Source organism: Serratia sp. BNK-17, from assembly GCF_048684935.1.
Lineage (GTDB): Bacteria > Pseudomonadota > Gammaproteobacteria > Enterobacterales > Enterobacteriaceae > Serratia > Serratia nematodiphila.
The window spans coordinates 2,264,473-2,282,072 of sequence record NZ_JBLQTR010000001.1 but is presented as its reverse complement, the minus strand read 5'-3'; the positions used below and the strand labels follow the sequence as shown (position 1 = coordinate 2,282,072).

Sequence of the window (17,600 nt, the reverse complement as noted above, 5' to 3'; positions counted from 1 at the left end):
GCGCCGCCCAAGAACTTTTAGGCTAACAGATTGATTTTTAGCCTCCCCTCGACAATGATGAATGTTCCCCCCTTAACCCCGAGGAACCGCCGATGTCTCAACCGATCACCGAGCTTTATACCGACAGTGAATTTTTCAGCCCGTACGCCATGTCCGCCTTTGTCGTGCTGACGGAAAAAGGCATTCCGTTCACCGTGAAGCCGGTGGATCTGGCGAAAGAAGAGAACAAAGAGGCAGCCTACGCGGCGCTGTCGCTCACCCGCCGGGTGCCGACGTTGGCGATCGGCGAGTTCCAGCTCTCGGAGTCTTCGGCGATCGCCGAATACCTGGAAGACATCCACCCGGCCCACGCCGTGTACCCGCGCGACGTGAAGCTGCGCGCCAAGGCGCGCGAGATCCAGGCCTGGTTGCGCAGCGATCTGCTGCCGATCCGCGCCGAGCGCTCGACCGAAGTGGTGTTCAACAACGGCAAGTTCCCGCCGCTGTCCGAAGCCGCGCAGGAGGCCGCGCGCAAGCTGATCGCCGCCGTGGAAAAGCTGTTGAGCCACGGGCAGGATAATTTGTTCAGGGAGTGGTGCATCGCCGACACCGATCTGGCGCTGATGCTCAACCGGCTGGTAATGCACGGCGATCCGGTGCCGGAGCGCGTGCGCCACTATGCGCACAAGCAGTGGCAGCGCCCGTCGGTGCAGGCCTGGCTGGCGCTGTCGGAAAAACGACGCGCCTGAGGAAAAAATCGGCGGCCACGACGCCGCCGTTCTCAATGCCGAGAAACAACATCACTGCTTGAGGGAAGGCAAATCACCATCCAGAGGGCAGATAGCCTAACAATGAAGCGATGGCGTACACCGCGCTGGCCAGGTACAGCAACACAATGCTGATCTGCAGCAGCGGGTGCGTGATCCAGTTGCACTGCCAGCGTGGGATCTGATCGCCGTGTTTGCGGGCGCCGCGCAGGATCAGCATCGGCATGATCGACAGGATCACCCCGCTGAACACCCCGGCGAAGTAGAGCGCGTTGACGAACGACACCAGCCCGCTGTAGGCCAGCGCGAACGGCGGCACCACCACCAGCAGCAGCACACCGAAGCGGCGCAGCGGCAGCTCGTCGTTGCCCAGCCGGAACTTGTCGAAGATATTGGTCAGGAAGCTGCCGCCCAATCCCCAGTACGAGGTCAGCATCGCGCACAGCGCGAAGATGTTGGCGGAGAAGAACGCCCACTGCCCCAGCGCCTGGCCCCAGGAAATGGTGGCCACATCGGAGATGTCATCCAGCCCGCTGAGCGCGATCACCGACATCGGCACCGCCGCCAGCAAAATGAAGGTCACGACCATGCCGACGATGATCGCCTTCGGCAGTTGCTCGGGCTTGTCGGCGAAGCCGCGCGCCATCTCCGGCACGATGTACTGCGCCGAGAAGCAGAACACCACCACGTTGAACACCGGCACCATATAGCGCCAGTCGCCGTCCAGCAGGTTGCGCATCTGGGTGGTGTCTTTCAGCAGCGTCGCCGCCACCAGCGCGGTCAACATTACCACCATGCCGATGCTGATGAACTTCTCGCCGCGGCCGATCGCTTTCAAACCGAGGTACAGCACACCGGCGGCGGGCACGAAAAACAGCAGGCTGCCCAGCGCCGGCGAGATGCCGAACAGCGATTGCAGCAGCTTGCCGCTGCCGGTCATGTAGGCGGTAAGCGCCCCGACGCTGTTGACGCACACCGAAGCGAACATCAGCCAGGCGCCCAGGCCGCCGACGTAGCGCTTCGCCAGTCCGCTCAGCTGCAGATGCGCGCGGGTGCGCAGCGTAGATTCGGCAACGTACAGCATGGTGATGGTGGTCAGGCTCCCCACCAGCACCAGCCAAAACAGCAGCGGCAGAAAGCCGGCCTTGCTGGAGGCGTAGGCGATGGAGAGCACGCCGGCGCCGATGTTGGTGCCGACGATCATCGCCACCCCTTCGAGGAAACTTAACGATTTGGCGGGTGCAGGTGCTCGCACCCCGGCGGCAAGCGCCGGAGAAACAGAGATATTATCAGACATGCATCATCCTTTATCGCCCGGCGACGCTGGCCGCCGGGATGGGTTAACGTCCTGACGCTCAACGGCTTACATCGATACACAGGTATTTCAGCTCCAGATATTCTTCTATCCCGTAGCGCGATCCTTCACGCCCGAGCCCTGACTGTTTCACGCCGCCGAACGGCGCCACTTCGTTGGAAATCAGCCCGGTGTTGATGCCGACCATGCCGTACTCCAGCGCTTCCGGCACCCGCCACTGGCGCGCGGCGTTCTGCGTGAACAGATAGGCGGCCAGACCGAATTCGGTGTCGTTGGCCATGGCGATGGCTTCCGCCTCGTCATGGAAACGGAACAGCGGCGCCACCGGCCCGAAGGTCTCTTCTTTGGCGAAGCGCATCTTCTGCGTCACGCCGGTCACCACCGTCGGCTGGAAGAAGGTGCCGCCCAGCGCGTGCGGCTGGCCGCCGGTGGCGATCTGCGCCCCTTTGATCAGCGCGTCGTCGATGTGGCTCTGCACCTTCGCCACCGCATCGCTGTCGATCAGCGGCCCCTGAGTGGTGCCTTCCTGGCTGCCGTCGCCGACTTTCAACTGCTCGACCGCCGCCACCAGCTTCTCCGCCAGCCGCTCGTAGATGCCATCCTGCACGTAGATGCGGTTGGCGCACACGCAGGTCTGGCCGCTGTTGCGGAATTTGGAGGCCATGATGCCCGCCACCGCCGCGTCCAGATTGGCGTCGTCGAACACGATGACCGGCGCATTGCCGCCCAGCTCCAGCGACAGTTTCTTGATGCTCGGCGCGCACTGCGCCATCAGGATGCGGCCGACCTCGGTCGAGCCGGTAAAGCTCAGCTTGCGCACCACCGAGCTGTCGCACAACACCTTGCCCACCTGCGCCGCTTCGCCGGTCACCACCTGCAACACGCCGGCGGGAATGCCGGCGTCCTGCGCCAGCTTGGCCAGCGCCAGCGCGGTCAGCGGCGTTTGCTCGGCCGGTTTGACGATGATGGCGCAACCGGCCGCCAGCGCCGGCGCCACCTTGCGGGTGATCATCGCCGCCGGGAAGTTCCACGGGGTGATGGCCGCGCACACGCCGATCGGCTGCTTCACCACCACCAGGCGCTGCGAAGCCTGCGGCGCCTGCAATACCGCGCCGTCCACCCGCTTGGCCTCTTCGGCGAACCAGGTGATGAACGACGCGGCGTAGGTCACTTCGCCGCGCGCTTCCGCCAGCGATTTGCCCTGCTCGGCGGTCATCAGCTGCGCCAGATCTTCCTGCGCGGCCAGCACCTTATCAGCCCAGGCCAACAGCAGCGCGGAACGCTGCTTGGCGGTCAGCTGTTTCCAGTCGTTTTGCGCCCGCTGCGCCGCCGCGATCGCCTGTTGGGTTTCCTCTTCGCTGACCAGCGGAATGCTGGCCAGTTCGGCGCCGGTGGCCGGGTTGATCACCGCTTCGCGCTTGCCGCTCAGGGCGTCGCACCATTCGCCGTTGATCAGACACTGGCTGCGCAACAGCTCGGGATTGTTCAATTTCATGCCGTTCGCTCCTTAGTGGGCCAGCGCGCGGGACAGGATGCCCATCGCCTTGGTGAACTGATCGTCCGGGATAGTCAGCGGGTAGAGGAAGCGGATCACGTTGCCGTTCACGCCGCAGCTCAGCAGCAGCAGCCCTTCCTCCATCGCCTTCTGCTGCACCTGACGGGTGATATCGGCTGAAGGTTTACCGGTAGCCGGATCGTTGAACTCCACCGCCACCATCGATCCCTGCGCGCGCACATCGGCGATCGCCGGGCTGGTTTTGCGCGCCTGCTGGAGCACTTCCACCAGGTGCTGACCCAAGCGCTGAGCGCGCTGGCACAGTTGCTCCTCTTCAATCACGTCCAGCACCGCGTGCGCGGCGGCCACCGCCAGCGGGTTACCGGCGTAGGTGCCGCCCAGCCCACCCGGCGCCGGCGCGTCCATCACCTCGGCGCGGCCCGCCACCGCCGACAGCGGCATGCCGCCCGCCAGGCTTTTCGCCATGGTGATCAAATCGGGCTTAACGCTGTAGTGTTCCATGGCGAACAGCTTGCCGGTGCGGGCGAAGCCGGTCTGCACTTCGTCGGCGATCAGCAGAATGCCGTGCTGGTCGCACAGCGCGCGCAGCGCCTGCATGAAATCGGCCGGCGCCACGTTGAAGCCGCCCTCGCCCTGCACCGGCTCCAGCACGATCGCCGCCACCTGCTTGGGATCGATATCCGCTTTAAACAGGCGGTCCAGGCTGTTCATCGCGTCTTCGGTGGTCACGCCGTACAGCGCGTTCGGGTACTGGCCGTGGAACACCGAGCCGGGGAATGGGCCAAAGCCCAGTTTGTAAGGCGCCACTTTGCCGGTCAGCGCCATGGTCATGTAGGTGCGGCCGTGGAAACCGCCGCCGAAGGTGATCAACCCCGGGCGGCCGGTGTAAGCGCGGGCGATCTTCACCGCGTTTTCCACCGCTTCCGCGCCGGTGGTGAAGAAGGCGGTTTTACACGGACCGGCGATCGGCGCGCGTTGGTTGATGCGCTCCGCCAGAGAGACATAGCTTTCGTAAGGAACGATCTGATAGGCGGTGTGAGTGAAGGCCTGCAGCTGCTTTTCAATTGCGGCGATCACTTTCGGGTGACGGTGCCCGGTGTTCAGCACGGCGATCCCCGAAGCAAAGTCGATCACTTCTTTGCCTTCCACATCCCACAGCGTGGCGTTCTCTGCGCGCTCGGCGTAAAAACCACACATCACGCCCACTCCGCGCGGGGTGGCGTCCTGACGGCGTTGGTTCAATTCTGCGTTTTTCATGCTGTTCTCTCCGGTCGGTGCCAGTTACACGTTTCGTTCACATTCGTGAAACAATGCCGTTTATTTACACAGGATGTGGCCCTATAATCGAGTGCCAGTTACGAATAATTGAGGGATCCAATTGCGCTCATTGAGTGGTGATCTGTTGCTGCAGCGCCTCGGCGAACAGCCTGATGACAAACTGCACAAGCGGCTTTACAACGCGATCCGCACCAGCATTCTCGACGGCAGTCTGCCGCCCTCCAGCCGCCTGCCCGCCTCGCGCGACCTGGCGCAGGAGCTCAGCCTGTCACGCAACACCGTGTTAACCGTTTATGAACAACTGTTGGCAGAAGGCTACGTGTCGGCGCGCGCCGGCAGCGGCACCTTCGTCGCTGACACGGTGCCGGACAGCTGCCTGTCCACCGGCGGCGCCCCGGCGGACGGCAGCGGGCAACCGCGGCGCGTCGAACTGTCGGAGCGCGGCGCCACGCTGCTGCACCACGCCAGCGCCAGCCCCAAACAATGGGGGGCATTCATTCCCGGCGTGCCCGACGTCAACGCCTTTCCTCATCAGCTGTTCAGCAAGATCCAGGCGCGCCTCAGCCGCCGCCCGGCGCCGCAGCGGCTGACCTACAGCAATCAGGGCGGCAGCCCGGAGCTGCAGCATGCGTTGGTGGAGTATTTGCGGGTGGCGCGCTCGGTACGCTGCTCGCCGGAACAGATCCTGATCACCGAGGGCATCCATCAGGCGATCGATCTGGTGACGCGCATGTTGTGCAATCCGGGGGATGACGCCTGGATCGAAGAGCCGGGCTATTGGGGGATCCGCAATATCCTGCGCATCAATGCGCTGAACATCTGCCCGCTGGCGGTAGACGAGGCCGGGCTGGTGCCGCCGGAGCAGCCGACCAACCCACCGCGGCTGATCTTCGTCACCCCGTCGCACCAGTATCCGCTCGGCTCGGTGATGAGCCTGGCGCGCCGCCAACGGCTGCTGGCGCTGGCGCGCAACGCCGGCGGTTGGATCGTCGAGGACGACTACGACAGTGAATTCCGCTTTTCCGGCCAGCCGATCCCGGCGTTGCAAGGGCTGGAAGCCGACGCGCCGGTGATCTATATCGGCACCTTCAGCAAAACGCTCTACCCGGCGCTGCGCCTCGGCTATGTGGTGTTGCCGCCGCCGCTGGTGCAGGCGCTGAAAACCGCCCATGCCGAGCTGTACCGCGGCGGGCACCTGCTGATCCAGAGCGCGCTGGCGGAGTTTATTCAGGCGGGGCACTACACGGCGCATATCCGCCGCATGCGGTTGCTGTATGCCCGGCGGCGCGCCTTCCTGACCGGGTTGATCGAACAACATCTCGGCAAGCAGGCGCTCAGCGAATTCAACAGCAACGCCGGTTTGCACCTGATCCTCAACCTGCCGGACGAGGCCGACGACGTGGCGATCGCCGCCGCCGCCGGCGCGCGCGGGGTGCTGGTGCGGCCGCTGTCGCGCTACTATATGCAGCCCAACCGCCGGCGCGGCCTGCTGATGGGCTTTGCCTGCGTGCCGGAAGAGCAAATGGCCGCCGCCTTCACCCAGCTGCTGGCGTGCATCAACGCCCCGCACTAGGTCAGATCGCCGCCCGCCTGCCTCACCAGGCCTGAAGCCGCCAGCCGTCCGCTTGCCTGTTCAGGCGGTGCGTCGGCCTCAGCGCCTGCAGGAAGTCTTCGTCGTGCGACACCACCAGCATCGCGCCGGGGAAATCCGCCAGCGCGGTTTCGATCGCCAGCGACGACGCCAGATCCAGGTGGTTGGTCGGCTCGTCGAGCAACAGAAGCTGCGCCGGTTGTCGCCGCCACAGCGCGCAGGCCAGCGCCGCCTTCAAGCGTTCACCGCCGCTCAGCGAGCCCAGCGGCAACGCGATGCGATCCGCGCCAAGCTGCAGCTGCGCCAGCCGGGTGCGCAACGCCCCTTCCGCCAGCGGCGAATCCTGTAGCCCCAGATGCTCCATCACCGACAGGCCCGGATCGAGCTGCGACAGGGTTTGATCGAGGTAGGCCGTCGACAGCGGGCAATGACAATGGCCGGAAAGCGCCGCCAGCTGCCCGAGAAGGGTCTTCAGCAAGGTGGATTTTCCGCAGCCGTTGGGGCCGGTCAACGCCACGCGCATCGGGCCGTCGATCCGCAAATCCAGCGGCGGCGCGCTGACGAACGGCAGCTGCAGCCGCTCGAGCACCAGCACCTGCTTGTTCGCGTTCACTTCACTGCCCGGCAGCGCCAGCAACACCGGCGGTTCCTCCTCCACCCGCTGATAGGCTTCACGCACCGCCGCATCGAGGCTGTCGCGCCGATCCTGATGTTGTTTGCGCAGCGTGCCGAGGCTCTCCTTCGCCGCCGACTTGTAGGCCACCCGTTCGAAAGAGGCGATATTCAGCGTATCGACGACGCGCAGCGTTTGCGCCGAGCGCCGCTGGCTCATGTCGTGCTCTTTCTGTTGGCGAGCGCGGGTGCGGCGGCGCTCCTCGCGCGCATGCTCCAGATCGGCGCGCGCCGCCTGCTGCTCCGTATCGCGCTGGCGCCGGTAGTCCTCATAGTTGCCGCCGTAGCTGCGCAGCGCGCCGGGCGTCAGTTCGACGATGCGCTCCATGCGCCCCAGCAGCTGCCGGTCATGGCTGGCGATCAACAGCCCGCCCCGCCACTGATCCAGCTGCTGATACAGCCAGGCGCGGCCGGCGCTGTCGAGGTGGTTGGTCGGTTCGTCCAGCAGCAGAAAATCCGCCTCGCCGAGCAAGGCGCCGCACAGCGACGCGCGCATCCGCTCGCCGCCGCTCAGCGAACTGGCGGATCGCAACGGATCGAAGGCCGGCAACCCGGCGGCGGCAAAGGCGTTTTGCAGACGATCGTTGAGATCCCAGCGCCCTTCCAGACGATCGATATCGTCCGCCAACGGCCGCCCCTGCTCGAGACGCGCCAGCGCGGCGAACACCTCGCCGTAGCCCAACAGCTGGGCCAGCGTAGTGTGCGGCGCGATCTCCGGCTGCTGCGCAACGTAAGCCAATGCGGCATGAGATTCGACGTGCCCGTTGCCCGGTTGATCCAGCCCGGCGATCAGGCGCAGCAGCTGGGTTTTGCCGACGCCGTTGCGCCCCACCAGGCCGCAGCGCGACCGATCAAAAACGAGATCCAGCGGGCCGAACAGCGTTTCGCCGTCAGCAAATTGGCAGGTCAGTTGATGTAAAACGAAATAAGGGGACTGCGCTAAATGAGCCATAAGCACTCCTGAATGAGATCAAAACATCCCCACAGGGCGCGAGAGCGCACGGCGTGGGACCAGATATCAACAGGCGTGGTTGTTCATTTTCGGTTATGGCTCCGCAGAGAGAAGGAATTTGCAACGCGTAAAGGCTAACCGATCTTTTGTTCGTTATGCAAACAGAGTCTGAGATTCATGACATCTATCACATTCGGCGCAACGCAGATTCCCAAGCGGCGCGACAACGGCTAGATTTATCTCATCCGACCACTTGTGTTCACATAATTATAACAACGGGCCCCGATTTCACCCGATGGAGAGTGCAATGAGCAATTACCCTCACCTGCTGGCGCCGCTGGATCTCGGCTTCACCACCCTGAAAAACCGGGTGCTGATGGGATCGATGCATACCGGCCTGGAAGAGCTGCCCGACGGCCCGCAGCGCCTGGCCGCGTTCTATGCCGAGCGCGCCGCCGCCGGCGTGGCGCTGATCGTCACCGGCGGCATTGCCCCGAACGAACAGGGCGTGGTGTTTCGCGGCGGTTCGCTCCTCAACAGCGAGGCGCAATTGCCTCACCACCGCCCGGTGACCGAGGCCGTCCATCAGGCGGGCGGCAAAATTGCGCTGCAGATCCTGCACACCGGCCGCTACAGCTATCAACCCAAACTGGTGGCCCCTTCCGCGCTGCAGGCGCCGATCAACCCGTTTACGCCGAGCGCGCTCAGCGAAGCGGAGATTGAGCAAACCATCGCCGATTTCGCCCGCTGTGCGGCGCTGGCGCAGCAGGCCGGCTACGACGGCGTTGAGGTGATGGGTTCCGAAGGCTATCTGATCAACCAATTCTTGACGACGCGCACCAACCAGCGCGACGACCAATGGGGCGGCAGCTTCACCAATCGCATGCGCTTCGCCGTCGAGACCGTCAGGGCGGTGCGCCAGGCGGTGGGCCCGGAATTCATTTTGATCTACCGGCTATCGATGCTCGACCTGGTGGAAGACGGCTCCAGCTGGCAAGAGATCGAACAGCTGGCGCTGGCAGTCGAACAGGCGGGCGCCACCATTATCAATACCGGCATCGGCTGGCACGAAGCGCGTATTCCGACCATCGCCACCATGGTGCCGCGCGCCGGATTCAGCTGGGTGACCCGCAAGCTGATGGGCAAGGTCAGCATCCCGCTGATCACCACCAACCGCATCAACGATCCGGCGGTGGCCGAGCAGGTGCTGGCGGACGGCTGCGCCGATATGGTGTCGATGGCGCGCCCGTTCCTCGCCGACGCCGCCTTTGTGCAAAAAGCCGCCGAAGGGCGCGCCGACGAGATCAATACCTGCATCGGTTGCAACCAGGCCTGTCTCGACCAGATTTTTGAAGGCAAGCTGACTTCCTGTCTGGTCAACCCGCGCGCCTGCCGCGAAACCGAAATGCCGCTGACGATGGCGGAAAAACCGAAAAAACTGGCGGTGGTCGGCGCCGGCCCTGCCGGGCTGGCCTTCGCCACCACCGCCGCCAGCCGTGGCCATCAGGTGACGCTGTTCGACGCCGCCGAGCAGATCGGCGGCCAGTTCAACATCGCCAAGCAGATCCCCGGCAAGGAAGAATTCCATGAAACGCTGCGTTACTTCCGCCGCCAGCTGGCGCTGCGTGAAGTGACGGTCAGGCTGGGCGTCAAGGTCGAAGCGGCGGATTTAAGCGAATTCGATGAGGTGATCCTCGCCTGCGGCATCGTGCCGCGCACCCCGGACATCCCCGGCATCGGGCACGCCAAGGTGCTGAGCTATCTGGACGTGCTGCGTGATAAAAAACCGGTCGGCCAGCGGGTGGCGATCGTCGGCGCCGGCGGCATCGGCTTCGATACCGCCGAGTACCTCAGCCAGCACGGCGTGTCCAGCAGCCTGGATCAGGCGGAATTCAACCGCGAATGGGGCATCGACGGGCGCCTTGAACAGCGCGGCGGTCTGGCTGAGCAAGGCCCTCAGGCGCCACGCGCCGCCCGGCAAATCTATCTGTTGCAACGCAAAACCAGCAAAGTGGGCGAAGGCCTGGGCAAAACCACCGGTTGGATCCACCGCGCCAGCCTGGCGATGCGCGGCGTGAAGATGCTCAATAGCGTCAGCTATCGGCTGATCGACGACGAAGGGCTGCACATCACCCGCGCCGAGCAAGACAGCTGCCTGCCGGTGGACACGGTGGTCATTTGCGCCGGGCAGGAACCGCGCCGCGAACTGCAGCAACCACTGCTGGCGATGGGGAAAACCGTGCACCTGATCGGCGGCGCCGACGTGGCCGCCGAGCTGGACGCCCGCCGCGCGATCGATCAGGGTACGCGGTTGGCGATGGCGCTGTAAAAAAGGGGCGCCCGGCGCCCCTGATATTGATGACAAACCTCATCCCCATGCCGGGTTGGCAGAGAGCAGCGAATAGAGAACAAGGAAAATCAATTTATTGATTTTCGGCTGATATCCACAAAGGGGGAAAAACCACGCTTTTTCCCCCTTTGTCTACAGCCTGAGGGGCGCCCGGCGCCCCTTGTTATTCACGCTCAGCGACGCGCGCCGGATTTCACCGCTCTCAAGATCACGAACTTCTTGTTCGAGGCCACCAGCGTGCAGTTGCCGAACAGGCGCTTGAGCTTCTGATGGTAGTCGAGGTGACGGTTGCCGACGATGCGCAGTTCACCGCCCACCTGCAGGCAGCGCTTGGCGTCGCAGAACATCTGCCAGGCGGTGTGATCGGTAATGGCGTGTTGCTGGTGGAACGGCGGGTTGCACAGCACCGCCTGCACGCTTTCGCGCTCGATGCCCGCCAGCGCGTTGTTCACCTCAAACTGACAGCGATCCAGCTCTTGCGGCAGGTTGTGCTCCACGTTCAGCTCGCTGGAAGCCACCGCCATGTAAGATTCATCGACGAAGGTCACCTGCGCTTCCGGGTTTTGCGCCAGCGCCGTCAGGCCAATCACGCCGTTGCCGCAGCCCAGATCGACGATGTGGCCGTTCAGGCCGCGCGGCAGATGTTCCATAAACAGGCGCGCGCCGATATCCAGGCTGCCGCGCGAGAAGACGTTGGCGTGGTTATGGATAAGCCAATCGGTGCCGTCCAGCGTCCAGTCGGTGGTTTCCGCCGCTGCCGGCGGGACGATATCCGCCGCCTGGCAGAAGATCAGACGCGCTTTCTTCCACGCCAGGCTGGTGCGCGTCGGGCCCAGCACTTTTTCAAACAGCTGCATCGTCGAAGTGTGCACGTCGCGCGCTTTGGCGCCGGCGACGATCAGCGTGTCTTCGGTCACGACGTGGCGCAGCGCGCGCAGCTGCTGTTCCAGCAGCGCCAGCGCTTTCGGCACGCGAATCAGCACCACCGCCGGCGCCGCCGGCAGCTCGGCCAGGCTGTCCAGCAGCGTGACCTGCTCAGGATCCAGACCGTTGAGTTTGAGGTTGTGGCGCGTCGCCAGCTGGCTCATGTACGAATCGCTGACGCTGTAAGGGCGATGCGCGTGCAACGCACAGGCCAGGGTGCCGAAGTTATCGTTGAAAATCAGCACCGGGCGGCCGCCGATATCTACGTTTTCAAGCTGTTGCAGCAGATATTCGTCCGCCGCTTCCCACGCCTGCAGTTGGGTGGATTCTTCCTGTTGGGGATAACGCTCCAGCTCAAGTTGCTGTGTTCCCAGATCGAGTTGGCTCATTGCCCCTCCTGACTGATAAAATTTGGGCTGTTTATCCCCTAAAAACGCCCGTCAGTAAAATGTTTTTTCGGATAAATTGCGTATTGCGCCGCGTATCTGAAAACCCGCGTCCCTTTTCTCCTTTAACAACATTAACCTTTCCCTCCCAAGCACCCATGTCGACGTTTTTTTAACCTGACGAGGTGTAACTTTAAATGTTACACTGCCAGTCCCTATGGAAGGGGGAAAGCATGATTAAATCTTTCCGCGATCGCTATCTGGAGCAGTTCTATCTGGAAGGCAAACGCAGCCGTCTGATCCCCGGCGTGCTCGAGCGGCAGTTGGCCAGAAAGCTCGATATATTGGCCGCCGCGCAGCAAGAGCGTGATTTGCATCACCCCACGGGTAACTATTACAAGCGGCTATCCGGGCCATTTCAGGGATGGTCAAGTCTGCGCGTCAATATGCACTGGCGGCTGATGTTCCAGTGGCGGCATGATGCCGCTGAAAAAATTTACCTCGATCCTCACCAAGATACCTGAACGAGGGGGAACCTATGTTGGAAACCACGACTCGCGAACCCACCACGGTGGGGGAAGTGCTGCAGGAAGAGTATTTAACGCCGTTGGGCATCGGCCAGGAAGAACTGGCGAAGGTACTGGGCGTCACCCGTGCCACTGTTAACCGCCTGTGCAACGGGCATCGACGCATGAGCGTTGCCGAGGCCAACCTGTTTGCCGACCTGTTCGAAACGACCGCCGACTTTTGGCTAAACCTGCAGGCGGCACACGATCGCTGGGAAGCCAGACAGGCCGATGCGCAACGTGTGCGGCTGCGGCCAATCAAAGAAATACTGGGACGCAATATCACTCATGCATGACATCGAACTCGCCTACCTGCAAGGCTACCCAACGCATCTGCAAAGCCAGGTGCAGCAACTGATCCATCAGAATCGGCTGGGAGACGTGCTGCTGCAGCGCTATCCGCAGGTGCATGACTGCACCACCGACAAGTCGCTGTATCAGTTTACCGTCGATCTGAAAAACCAGTATCTGCGCAACGCCCAGCCGCTGAGCAAGGTGGCCTATGACAGCAAGATCCACGTCATGAAGCACGCGCTGGGCCTGCACACCGCCATCTCGCGCGTGCAGGGCGGCAAGCTGAAGGCCAAGGCGGAAATCCGCGTGGCGACGGTGTTCAAGGTCGCGCCTGAGCCGTTCCTGCGCATGATCGTGGTGCATGAGCTGGCGCATCTGAAAGAGAAAGATCACAACAAGGCGTTCTACAGCCTGTGCTGCCATATGGAGCCGGATTACCACCAGTTGGAGTTCGATACCCGGCTGTATCTGACGCACCTTTCGCTGTTCGGCGAGCTGTATGCATAGCGAGTGAGGGCGTGATAATCTGCGGTTTTAGGCTGGACCGGAGCTCGCTATGATTCGCTTTGCCGTTGTCGGCACCAACTGGATTACGGAACGTTTTATCGATGCCGCCCATGAAAGCGGCAAACTCAAGCTGAGCGCCGTGTATTCACGCTCGCTGGAGCAGGCGCAGGCGTTTGGCGCCAACTATCAGGTCACGCAGTTTTTCGACTCGCTCGAGGCAATGGCCCAGTCCGATGCCATAGACGCGGTGTATATCGCCAGCCCCAATTCCCTGCACTGCCCGCAATCGCTGCTGTTCCTGCGCCATAAAAAGCACGTGATCTGCGAAAAACCGCTGGCCTCCAACCAGCGCGAAGCGGAACAGCTGGTAGCCTGCGCGCGGGAAAACCAGGTGGTGCTGTTCGAGGCATTCAAAAGCGCCTATCTGCCGAATTTTCTGGCGCTGCAACAGGCATTGCCGAACGTCGGCCGGTTACGCAAAGCCTTTATCAACTACTGCCAATACTCTTCGCGCTATCCGCGTTATCTCGCCAGCGAGAACCCCAACACCTTTAACCCACAGTTCTCCAACGGCTCAATCATGGATATCGGCTACTACTGCCTGGCCAGCGCGGTAGCGCTGTTCGGCGCGCCGCAGTCGGTGCTCGCCAGCGCCACACTGCTCGATACCGGCGTTGACGCCCACGGCACCGTCTGCCTGAACTACGGCGATTTCGACGTCACGCTTTCCCATTCCAAGGTCAGCGACTCGGCGATCCCCAGCGAGATCCAGGGGGAGGAAGGCACGCTGATTATCGACAAGATTTCCGAGTGCCAGGGCGTGGCGCTGACGCCGCGCGGCGGCAACCGCCAGGATCTGAGCCAGCCGCAGCACATCAACACCATGCTGTATGAGGCGCTGGCCTTCGCCGAGCTGGTTGAGCAGCATCAGGTGGAACATCCGGGACTGGAGAATTCGCTGATCGTCGCCCGCCTGCTGACCGATATCCGCCGCCAGACCGGCGTCGTCTTCCCCGCCGACGGAGAATGAGATGAAACCGCTGCTCGTGATGCAAACCGGCGACGCGCCGCAGGCCATTCGTCAGGAATTGGCCAACTTTGAAGGCATGTTCCTGCAACAGGGCAATATCGACGCCGAACGTGCGCACATCGTGCACCTGCCCGCCGGCGAACGGCCGTTGCCGCCTGCCGCCTATTGCGGCGTAGTCATCACCGGCTCGCCGGCGATGGTGACCGAACGGCTGCCGTGGAGCGAGGAAGCCGCCGAGTGGCTGCGCCAGGCGATGGCGATCAAACTGCCGCTGTTCGGCGTCTGCTACGGCCACCAGCTGTTGGCCTACGCGCTCGGCGGCGAAGTGGGCTACCACCCGCAGGGCATGGAGGTGGGTACGCTGGAGATCGAACTGCTGCCCGCCGCAGCCGACGATCGGCGGCTCACCCTGCTGCCGCCGCGCTTCAAGGCCAACCTGATCCACTCGCAGAGCGTGCTGACGCCGCCCGCCGGCGCGCAGACGCTGGCGCGTTCGCAGCAGGACGCGCACCAGATCCTGCGCTATGGCGATCACGCCCTGACCACCCAGTTCCACCCGGAATTCAACGGCGCGGTGATGAGCCAGTATCTGCAGTGGCTCGGCGAGCTGCATCCCGAGCAGCAGGCCCGCTACCAACAGCAACAACAACAGGTTAGCGACACGCCATTCAGCCGCCTGCTGCTGCAGGGATTCGTCGTCAGCCTCGGCGCGCAAAAAGCGATGGCCGGTTAACGCGATTCACGTTGACCGCCGACACATTTTGCATTACTTTCTGCTCTGCAAAGGGGAGTAACTTCATTGCCGGTCAATCGTCATTACGATGCGCAAGCATCCGGTTACCGGGCAACCTGATGTCAAAGGTGTAACCACCTTCATCAACGTTGTAAGTGAGACCTTGCCGGAAGGCGAGGTTTGCTTGCAGCGTTCACAGAGCGGCTGGCGTCTTCCGACGTTGGCCGTTTTTGTTTTTGAAGGATACCTCTGATGATGAATTCCGTTGGCACACCGTGGTTATGGGGCAGCTTTGCCGCCGTCATAGTCGTGATGCTCGCAATCGATCTCCTGTTGCAGGGCCGTAAAGGCGCGCACACCATGACTATGAAGCAGGCCGCCAGCTGGTCGCTGGTGTGGGTCAGCCTCTCCCTGCTGTTCAACTTCGGTTTCTGGTACTACCTGAATGAAACCGCCGGGCGCGCCGTCGCCGATACCCAGGCGCTGGCCTTCCTGACCGGCTACCTGATCGAAAAAGCGCTGGCGGTGGATAATGTGTTCGTCTGGCTGATGCTGTTCAGCTACTTCGCCGTGCCGGCCAACCTGCAACGGCGGGTGCTGATCTACGGCGTGCTGGGGGCGATCGTGCTGCGTACCATCATGATCTTCGCCGGCAGCTGGCTGGTCAGCCAGTTCCAGTGGCTGCTGTATCTGTTCGGCGCTTTCCTGCTGTTCACCGGTATTAAAATGGCGCTGGCGAAGGAAGATGACTCGGCGATCGGCGACAAACCGCTGGTGAAATGGCTGCGCAGCCGCTTGCGCATGACCGACAGCCTGGAAGGCGAGCGTTTCTTCGTGCGCCGCAACGGCATTCTGTTCGCCACCCCGCTGGTGCTGGTGCTGATCCTGGTGGAACTGAGCGACGTGATTTTCGCGGTGGACAGCATTCCGGCGATCTTCGCCGTGACCACCGATCCGTTCATCGTCCTGACCTCCAACCTGTTCGCCATCATGGGCCTGCGCGCCATGTACTTCCTGCTGGCCAACGTGGCGGAACGGTTCTCGATGCTGAAATACGGCCTGTCGGTGATCCTGGTATTTATCGGCATCAAGATGCTGATTATCGACTTCTTCCACATCCCGATCGGCGTGTCGCTCGGCGTGGTGGCGGGCATCCTGACGTTCACCTTGCTGATCAACGCCTGGGTCAATCACCGCAACGATCGCCTGGCGAAGAAATAACCATAATCTGTTATCCGGGGCGCTAGTCGCCCCGTGATTGTTTGGCAATTCCCCCAAAACGCCAAACGTTATTGCGATCACACAAATGTAACCAGTATGTTATCAAGTGTTGATCCGCGCTCAGAATTTCACCCTCGCCTCTTTCCAACATCATTCGATTGCTGAATACTGATTCGGCAAACACACTTAGTTACAGAATCATATAAAGCTGCCTGGCGTCGTTCCCGCCGCGGCGGCCAGATAACATCAGGAAGAAAGCACTATGCAAAAACTACTACAAAAGATCACGCAGGGCAGCCTGGTCAAACAAATCATGGTCGGCCTGGTGGCCGGCATTCTGGTGGCGCTGGTTTCACCGGCGGCGGCAGCGGCGGTCGGCCTGCTCGGCACCCTGTTCGTCGGCGCGCTGAAAGCGGTGGCGCCGGTGCTGGTGCTGATTCTGGTCATGGCCTCGATCGCCAACCATAAACAGGGGCAGAAGACCAACATTCGCCCGATCCTGTTCCTCTACCTGCTGGGCACCTTTGCCGCCGCGCTGGTGGCGGTGGTCGTCAGCTTTATCTTCCCTTCCACGCTGGCGCTGACCACCGGCGCGACGGACATTACCCCGCCGGGCGGCATTGTGGAGGTGATGAAGGGCCTGTTGATGAGCGTGGTGGCCAACCCGTTCCATGCGCTGATTAACGCCAACTACATCGGCATTCTGGCCTGGGCCGTCGGTCTGGGGCTGGCGCTGCGCCACGCTTCCGAGACCACCAAGGGGCTGATCAACGACATGTCCCATGCGGTCACGCTGGTGGTGCGCGCGGTGATCCGCTGTGCGCCGCTCGGCATCTTCGGCCTGGTGGCCTCCACGCTGGCGGAAACCGGCTTCGGCGCGCTGTGGGGCTACGCCCAGCTGCTGATGGTGCTGCTTGGCTGCATGCTGCTGGTGGCGCTGGTGCTCAACCCGTTGATCGTTTACTGGAAGATCCGCCGCAACCCGTATCCGCTGGTGTTCGCCTGCCTGCGCGAGAGCGGCGTGACCGCCTTCTTCACCCGCAGCTCCGCCGCCAACATCCCGGTGAATATGGAACTGTGCAAGAAGCTGAACCTGAATGAGGACACCTACTCGGTTTCCATCCCGCTGGGCGCCACCATCAACATGGCCGGCGCGGCGATCACCATCACCGTGTTGACGCTGGCGGCGGTAAACACGCTGGGCATCGCGGTGGACGTCCCGACCGCCCTGCTGTTGAGCGTGGTGGCGGCCCTCTGCGCCTGCGGCGCCTCCGGCGTGGCCGGCGGTTCGCTGCTGCTGATCCCGCTAGCGTGCAACATGTTCGGCATTCCGAACGACGTGGCGATGCAGGTGGTGGCGGTCGGCTTTATCATCGGCGTCCTGCAGGATTCGGCGGAAACCGCCCTCAACTCCTCCACCGACGTGCTGTTCACCGCCGCGGCCTGCCAGGCGGAAGACCAGCGGCTGGCGAACGAAGATCCGCTGAAGGTGCGTTAATCGCGCGTTGCTTCATCAAAA

At 62.7% G+C, this 17,600-nt stretch carries 15 protein-coding genes; 10 read left to right on the top strand and 5 right to left on the bottom strand.

Annotation, left to right across the window (positions count from 1 at the left end; genetic code table 11):
- The first annotated feature begins 92 nt into the window (after nucleotides 1–92).
- On the top strand, nucleotides 93–728 hold the full coding sequence (gene yfcF / locus ACMGF7_RS10890) for a glutathione transferase (RefSeq protein ID WP_004937171.1): 636 nt from the start codon (nucleotides 93–95) through the stop codon (nucleotides 726–728).
- Nucleotides 729–801: 73 nt separating this feature from the next.
- Here the strand turns inward: yfcF and ACMGF7_RS10885 are convergent, their stop codons facing one another.
- From ACMGF7_RS10885 to ACMGF7_RS10875, 3 genes are read right to left on the bottom strand one after another with little or no spacing between them, the layout of a single operon-like run.
- The gene (locus tag ACMGF7_RS10885; RefSeq protein WP_164095397.1) at nucleotides 802–2,043 is read right to left on the bottom strand and encodes an aromatic amino acid transport family protein; all 1,242 of its coding nucleotides are present in this window, start codon (nucleotides 2,041–2,043) and stop codon (nucleotides 802–804) included.
- A gap of 58 nt (nucleotides 2,044–2,101) precedes the next feature.
- Entirely contained in the window at nucleotides 2,102–3,556 is a 1,455-nt protein-coding gene (locus tag ACMGF7_RS10880; RefSeq protein ID WP_049241489.1) for an NAD-dependent succinate-semialdehyde dehydrogenase, read from the bottom strand.
- Between the two features lie 12 nt (nucleotides 3,557–3,568).
- Nucleotides 3,569–4,834, bottom strand: coding sequence for a 4-aminobutyrate--2-oxoglutarate transaminase (locus ACMGF7_RS10875; RefSeq protein WP_004937164.1), 1,266 nt, complete (start codon nucleotides 4,832–4,834; stop codon nucleotides 3,569–3,571).
- Between the two features lie 121 nt (nucleotides 4,835–4,955).
- On the opposite strand from ACMGF7_RS10875, the gene ACMGF7_RS10870 reads away from it, so the two are divergent.
- Entirely contained in the window at nucleotides 4,956–6,428 is a 1,473-nt protein-coding gene (locus ACMGF7_RS10870; protein WP_197798902.1) for a PLP-dependent aminotransferase family protein, read from the top strand.
- A 22-nt stretch (nucleotides 6,429–6,450) separates the two neighbouring features.
- Here ACMGF7_RS10870 and ACMGF7_RS10865 read toward each other — a convergent pair whose 3' ends face one another.
- Nucleotides 6,451–8,070 carry an ABC-F family ATP-binding cassette domain-containing protein gene (locus ACMGF7_RS10865; protein ID WP_197763830.1) on the bottom strand — a complete coding sequence of 540 codons (1,620 nt, stop codon included), beginning with the start codon at nucleotides 8,068–8,070 and terminating at the stop codon, nucleotides 6,451–6,453.
- Between the two features lie 307 nt (nucleotides 8,071–8,377).
- Between ACMGF7_RS10865 and ACMGF7_RS10860 the strand changes: the two genes are divergently transcribed.
- Nucleotides 8,378–10,399, top strand: a complete 2,022-nt coding sequence (locus ACMGF7_RS10860) for an FAD-dependent oxidoreductase (RefSeq protein WP_049241483.1) — start codon at nucleotides 8,378–8,380, stop codon at nucleotides 10,397–10,399.
- Between the two features lie 194 nt (nucleotides 10,400–10,593).
- On the opposite strand, the gene rlmG is transcribed toward ACMGF7_RS10860, so the two are convergent.
- Nucleotides 10,594–11,733, bottom strand: coding sequence for a 23S rRNA (guanine(1835)-N(2))-methyltransferase RlmG (gene rlmG, locus ACMGF7_RS10855; RefSeq protein WP_015379148.1), 1,140 nt, complete (start codon nucleotides 11,731–11,733; stop codon nucleotides 10,594–10,596).
- Nucleotides 11,734–11,963: 230 nt separating this feature from the next.
- Here rlmG and ACMGF7_RS10850 point away from each other — a divergent pair, with 230 nt between their 5' ends.
- The 7 genes from ACMGF7_RS10850 (at nucleotide 11,964) to sstT (ending at nucleotide 17,579) form a co-directional block, all read left to right on the top strand.
- Nucleotides 11,964–12,254, top strand: a complete 291-nt coding sequence (locus ACMGF7_RS10850) for a type II toxin-antitoxin system RelE/ParE family toxin (RefSeq protein WP_048325546.1) — start codon at nucleotides 11,964–11,966, stop codon at nucleotides 12,252–12,254.
- A gap of 14 nt (nucleotides 12,255–12,268) precedes the next feature.
- The gene (locus tag ACMGF7_RS10845; protein WP_015379150.1) at nucleotides 12,269–12,592 is read left to right on the top strand and encodes a HigA family addiction module antitoxin; all 324 of its coding nucleotides are present in this window, start codon (nucleotides 12,269–12,271) and stop codon (nucleotides 12,590–12,592) included.
- Nucleotides 12,585–13,097 (top strand): M48 family metallopeptidase, encoded by a 513-nt coding sequence (locus ACMGF7_RS10840; RefSeq protein ID WP_016930176.1) that lies wholly within the window; start codon nucleotides 12,585–12,587, stop codon nucleotides 13,095–13,097. Before ACMGF7_RS10845 ends, ACMGF7_RS10840 begins: the two co-directional genes overlap by 8 nt.
- A 49-nt stretch (nucleotides 13,098–13,146) precedes the next feature.
- Nucleotides 13,147–14,127 carry a Gfo/Idh/MocA family protein gene (locus tag ACMGF7_RS10835; protein ID WP_273874959.1) on the top strand — a complete coding sequence of 327 codons (981 nt, stop codon included), beginning with the start codon at nucleotides 13,147–13,149 and terminating at the stop codon, nucleotides 14,125–14,127.
- A 1-nt stretch (nucleotide 14,128) separates the two neighbouring features.
- On the top strand, nucleotides 14,129–14,860 hold the full coding sequence (locus ACMGF7_RS10830) for a glutamine amidotransferase (protein ID WP_004937150.1): 732 nt from the start codon (nucleotides 14,129–14,131) through the stop codon (nucleotides 14,858–14,860).
- Between the two features lie 252 nt (nucleotides 14,861–15,112).
- On the top strand, nucleotides 15,113–16,081 hold the full coding sequence (locus tag ACMGF7_RS10825) for a TerC family protein (RefSeq protein WP_015379153.1): 969 nt from the start codon (nucleotides 15,113–15,115) through the stop codon (nucleotides 16,079–16,081).
- Between the two features lie 262 nt (nucleotides 16,082–16,343).
- Nucleotides 16,344–17,579 (top strand): serine/threonine transporter SstT, encoded by a 1,236-nt coding sequence (sstT, locus tag ACMGF7_RS10820; RefSeq protein ID WP_004937146.1) that lies wholly within the window; start codon nucleotides 16,344–16,346, stop codon nucleotides 17,577–17,579.
- The last annotated feature ends 21 nt before the right edge of the window (nucleotides 17,580–17,600 follow it).

Bases quoted from the DNA above. Each gene is read 5' to 3' on its own strand.
- ACMGF7_RS10875 (WP_004937164.1), bottom strand. From the start codon at position 4,834: ATGAAAAACGCAGAATTGAACCAACGCCGTCAGGACGCCACCCCGCGC.
- ACMGF7_RS10880 (WP_049241489.1), bottom strand. From the start codon at position 3,556: ATGAAATTGAACAATCCCGAGCTGTTGCGCAGCCAGTGTCTGATCAAC.
- sstT (WP_004937146.1), top strand. From the start codon at position 16,344: ATGCAAAAACTACTACAAAAGATCACGCAGGGCAGCCTGGTCAAACAA.
- ACMGF7_RS10830 (WP_004937150.1), top strand. From the start codon at position 14,129: ATGAAACCGCTGCTCGTGATGCAAACCGGCGACGCGCCGCAGGCCATT.
- ACMGF7_RS10840 (WP_016930176.1), top strand. From the start codon at position 12,585: ATGCATGACATCGAACTCGCCTACCTGCAAGGCTACCCAACGCATCTG.
- ACMGF7_RS10865 (WP_197763830.1), bottom strand. From the start codon at position 8,070: ATGGCTCATTTAGCGCAGTCCCCTTATTTCGTTTTACATCAACTGACC.
- yfcF (WP_004937171.1), top strand. From the start codon at position 93: ATGTCTCAACCGATCACCGAGCTTTATACCGACAGTGAATTTTTCAGC.
- ACMGF7_RS10835 (WP_273874959.1), top strand. From the start codon at position 13,147: ATGATTCGCTTTGCCGTTGTCGGCACCAACTGGATTACGGAACGTTTT.
- ACMGF7_RS10860 (WP_049241483.1), top strand. From the start codon at position 8,378: ATGAGCAATTACCCTCACCTGCTGGCGCCGCTGGATCTCGGCTTCACC.
- ACMGF7_RS10885 (WP_164095397.1), bottom strand. From the start codon at position 2,043: ATGTCTGATAATATCTCTGTTTCTCCGGCGCTTGCCGCCGGGGTGCGA.
- ACMGF7_RS10845 (WP_015379150.1), top strand. From the start codon at position 12,269: ATGTTGGAAACCACGACTCGCGAACCCACCACGGTGGGGGAAGTGCTG.
- ACMGF7_RS10825 (WP_015379153.1), top strand. From the start codon at position 15,113: ATGATGAATTCCGTTGGCACACCGTGGTTATGGGGCAGCTTTGCCGCC.
- rlmG (WP_015379148.1), bottom strand. From the start codon at position 11,733: ATGAGCCAACTCGATCTGGGAACACAGCAACTTGAGCTGGAGCGTTAT.
- ACMGF7_RS10850 (WP_048325546.1), top strand. From the start codon at position 11,964: ATGATTAAATCTTTCCGCGATCGCTATCTGGAGCAGTTCTATCTGGAA.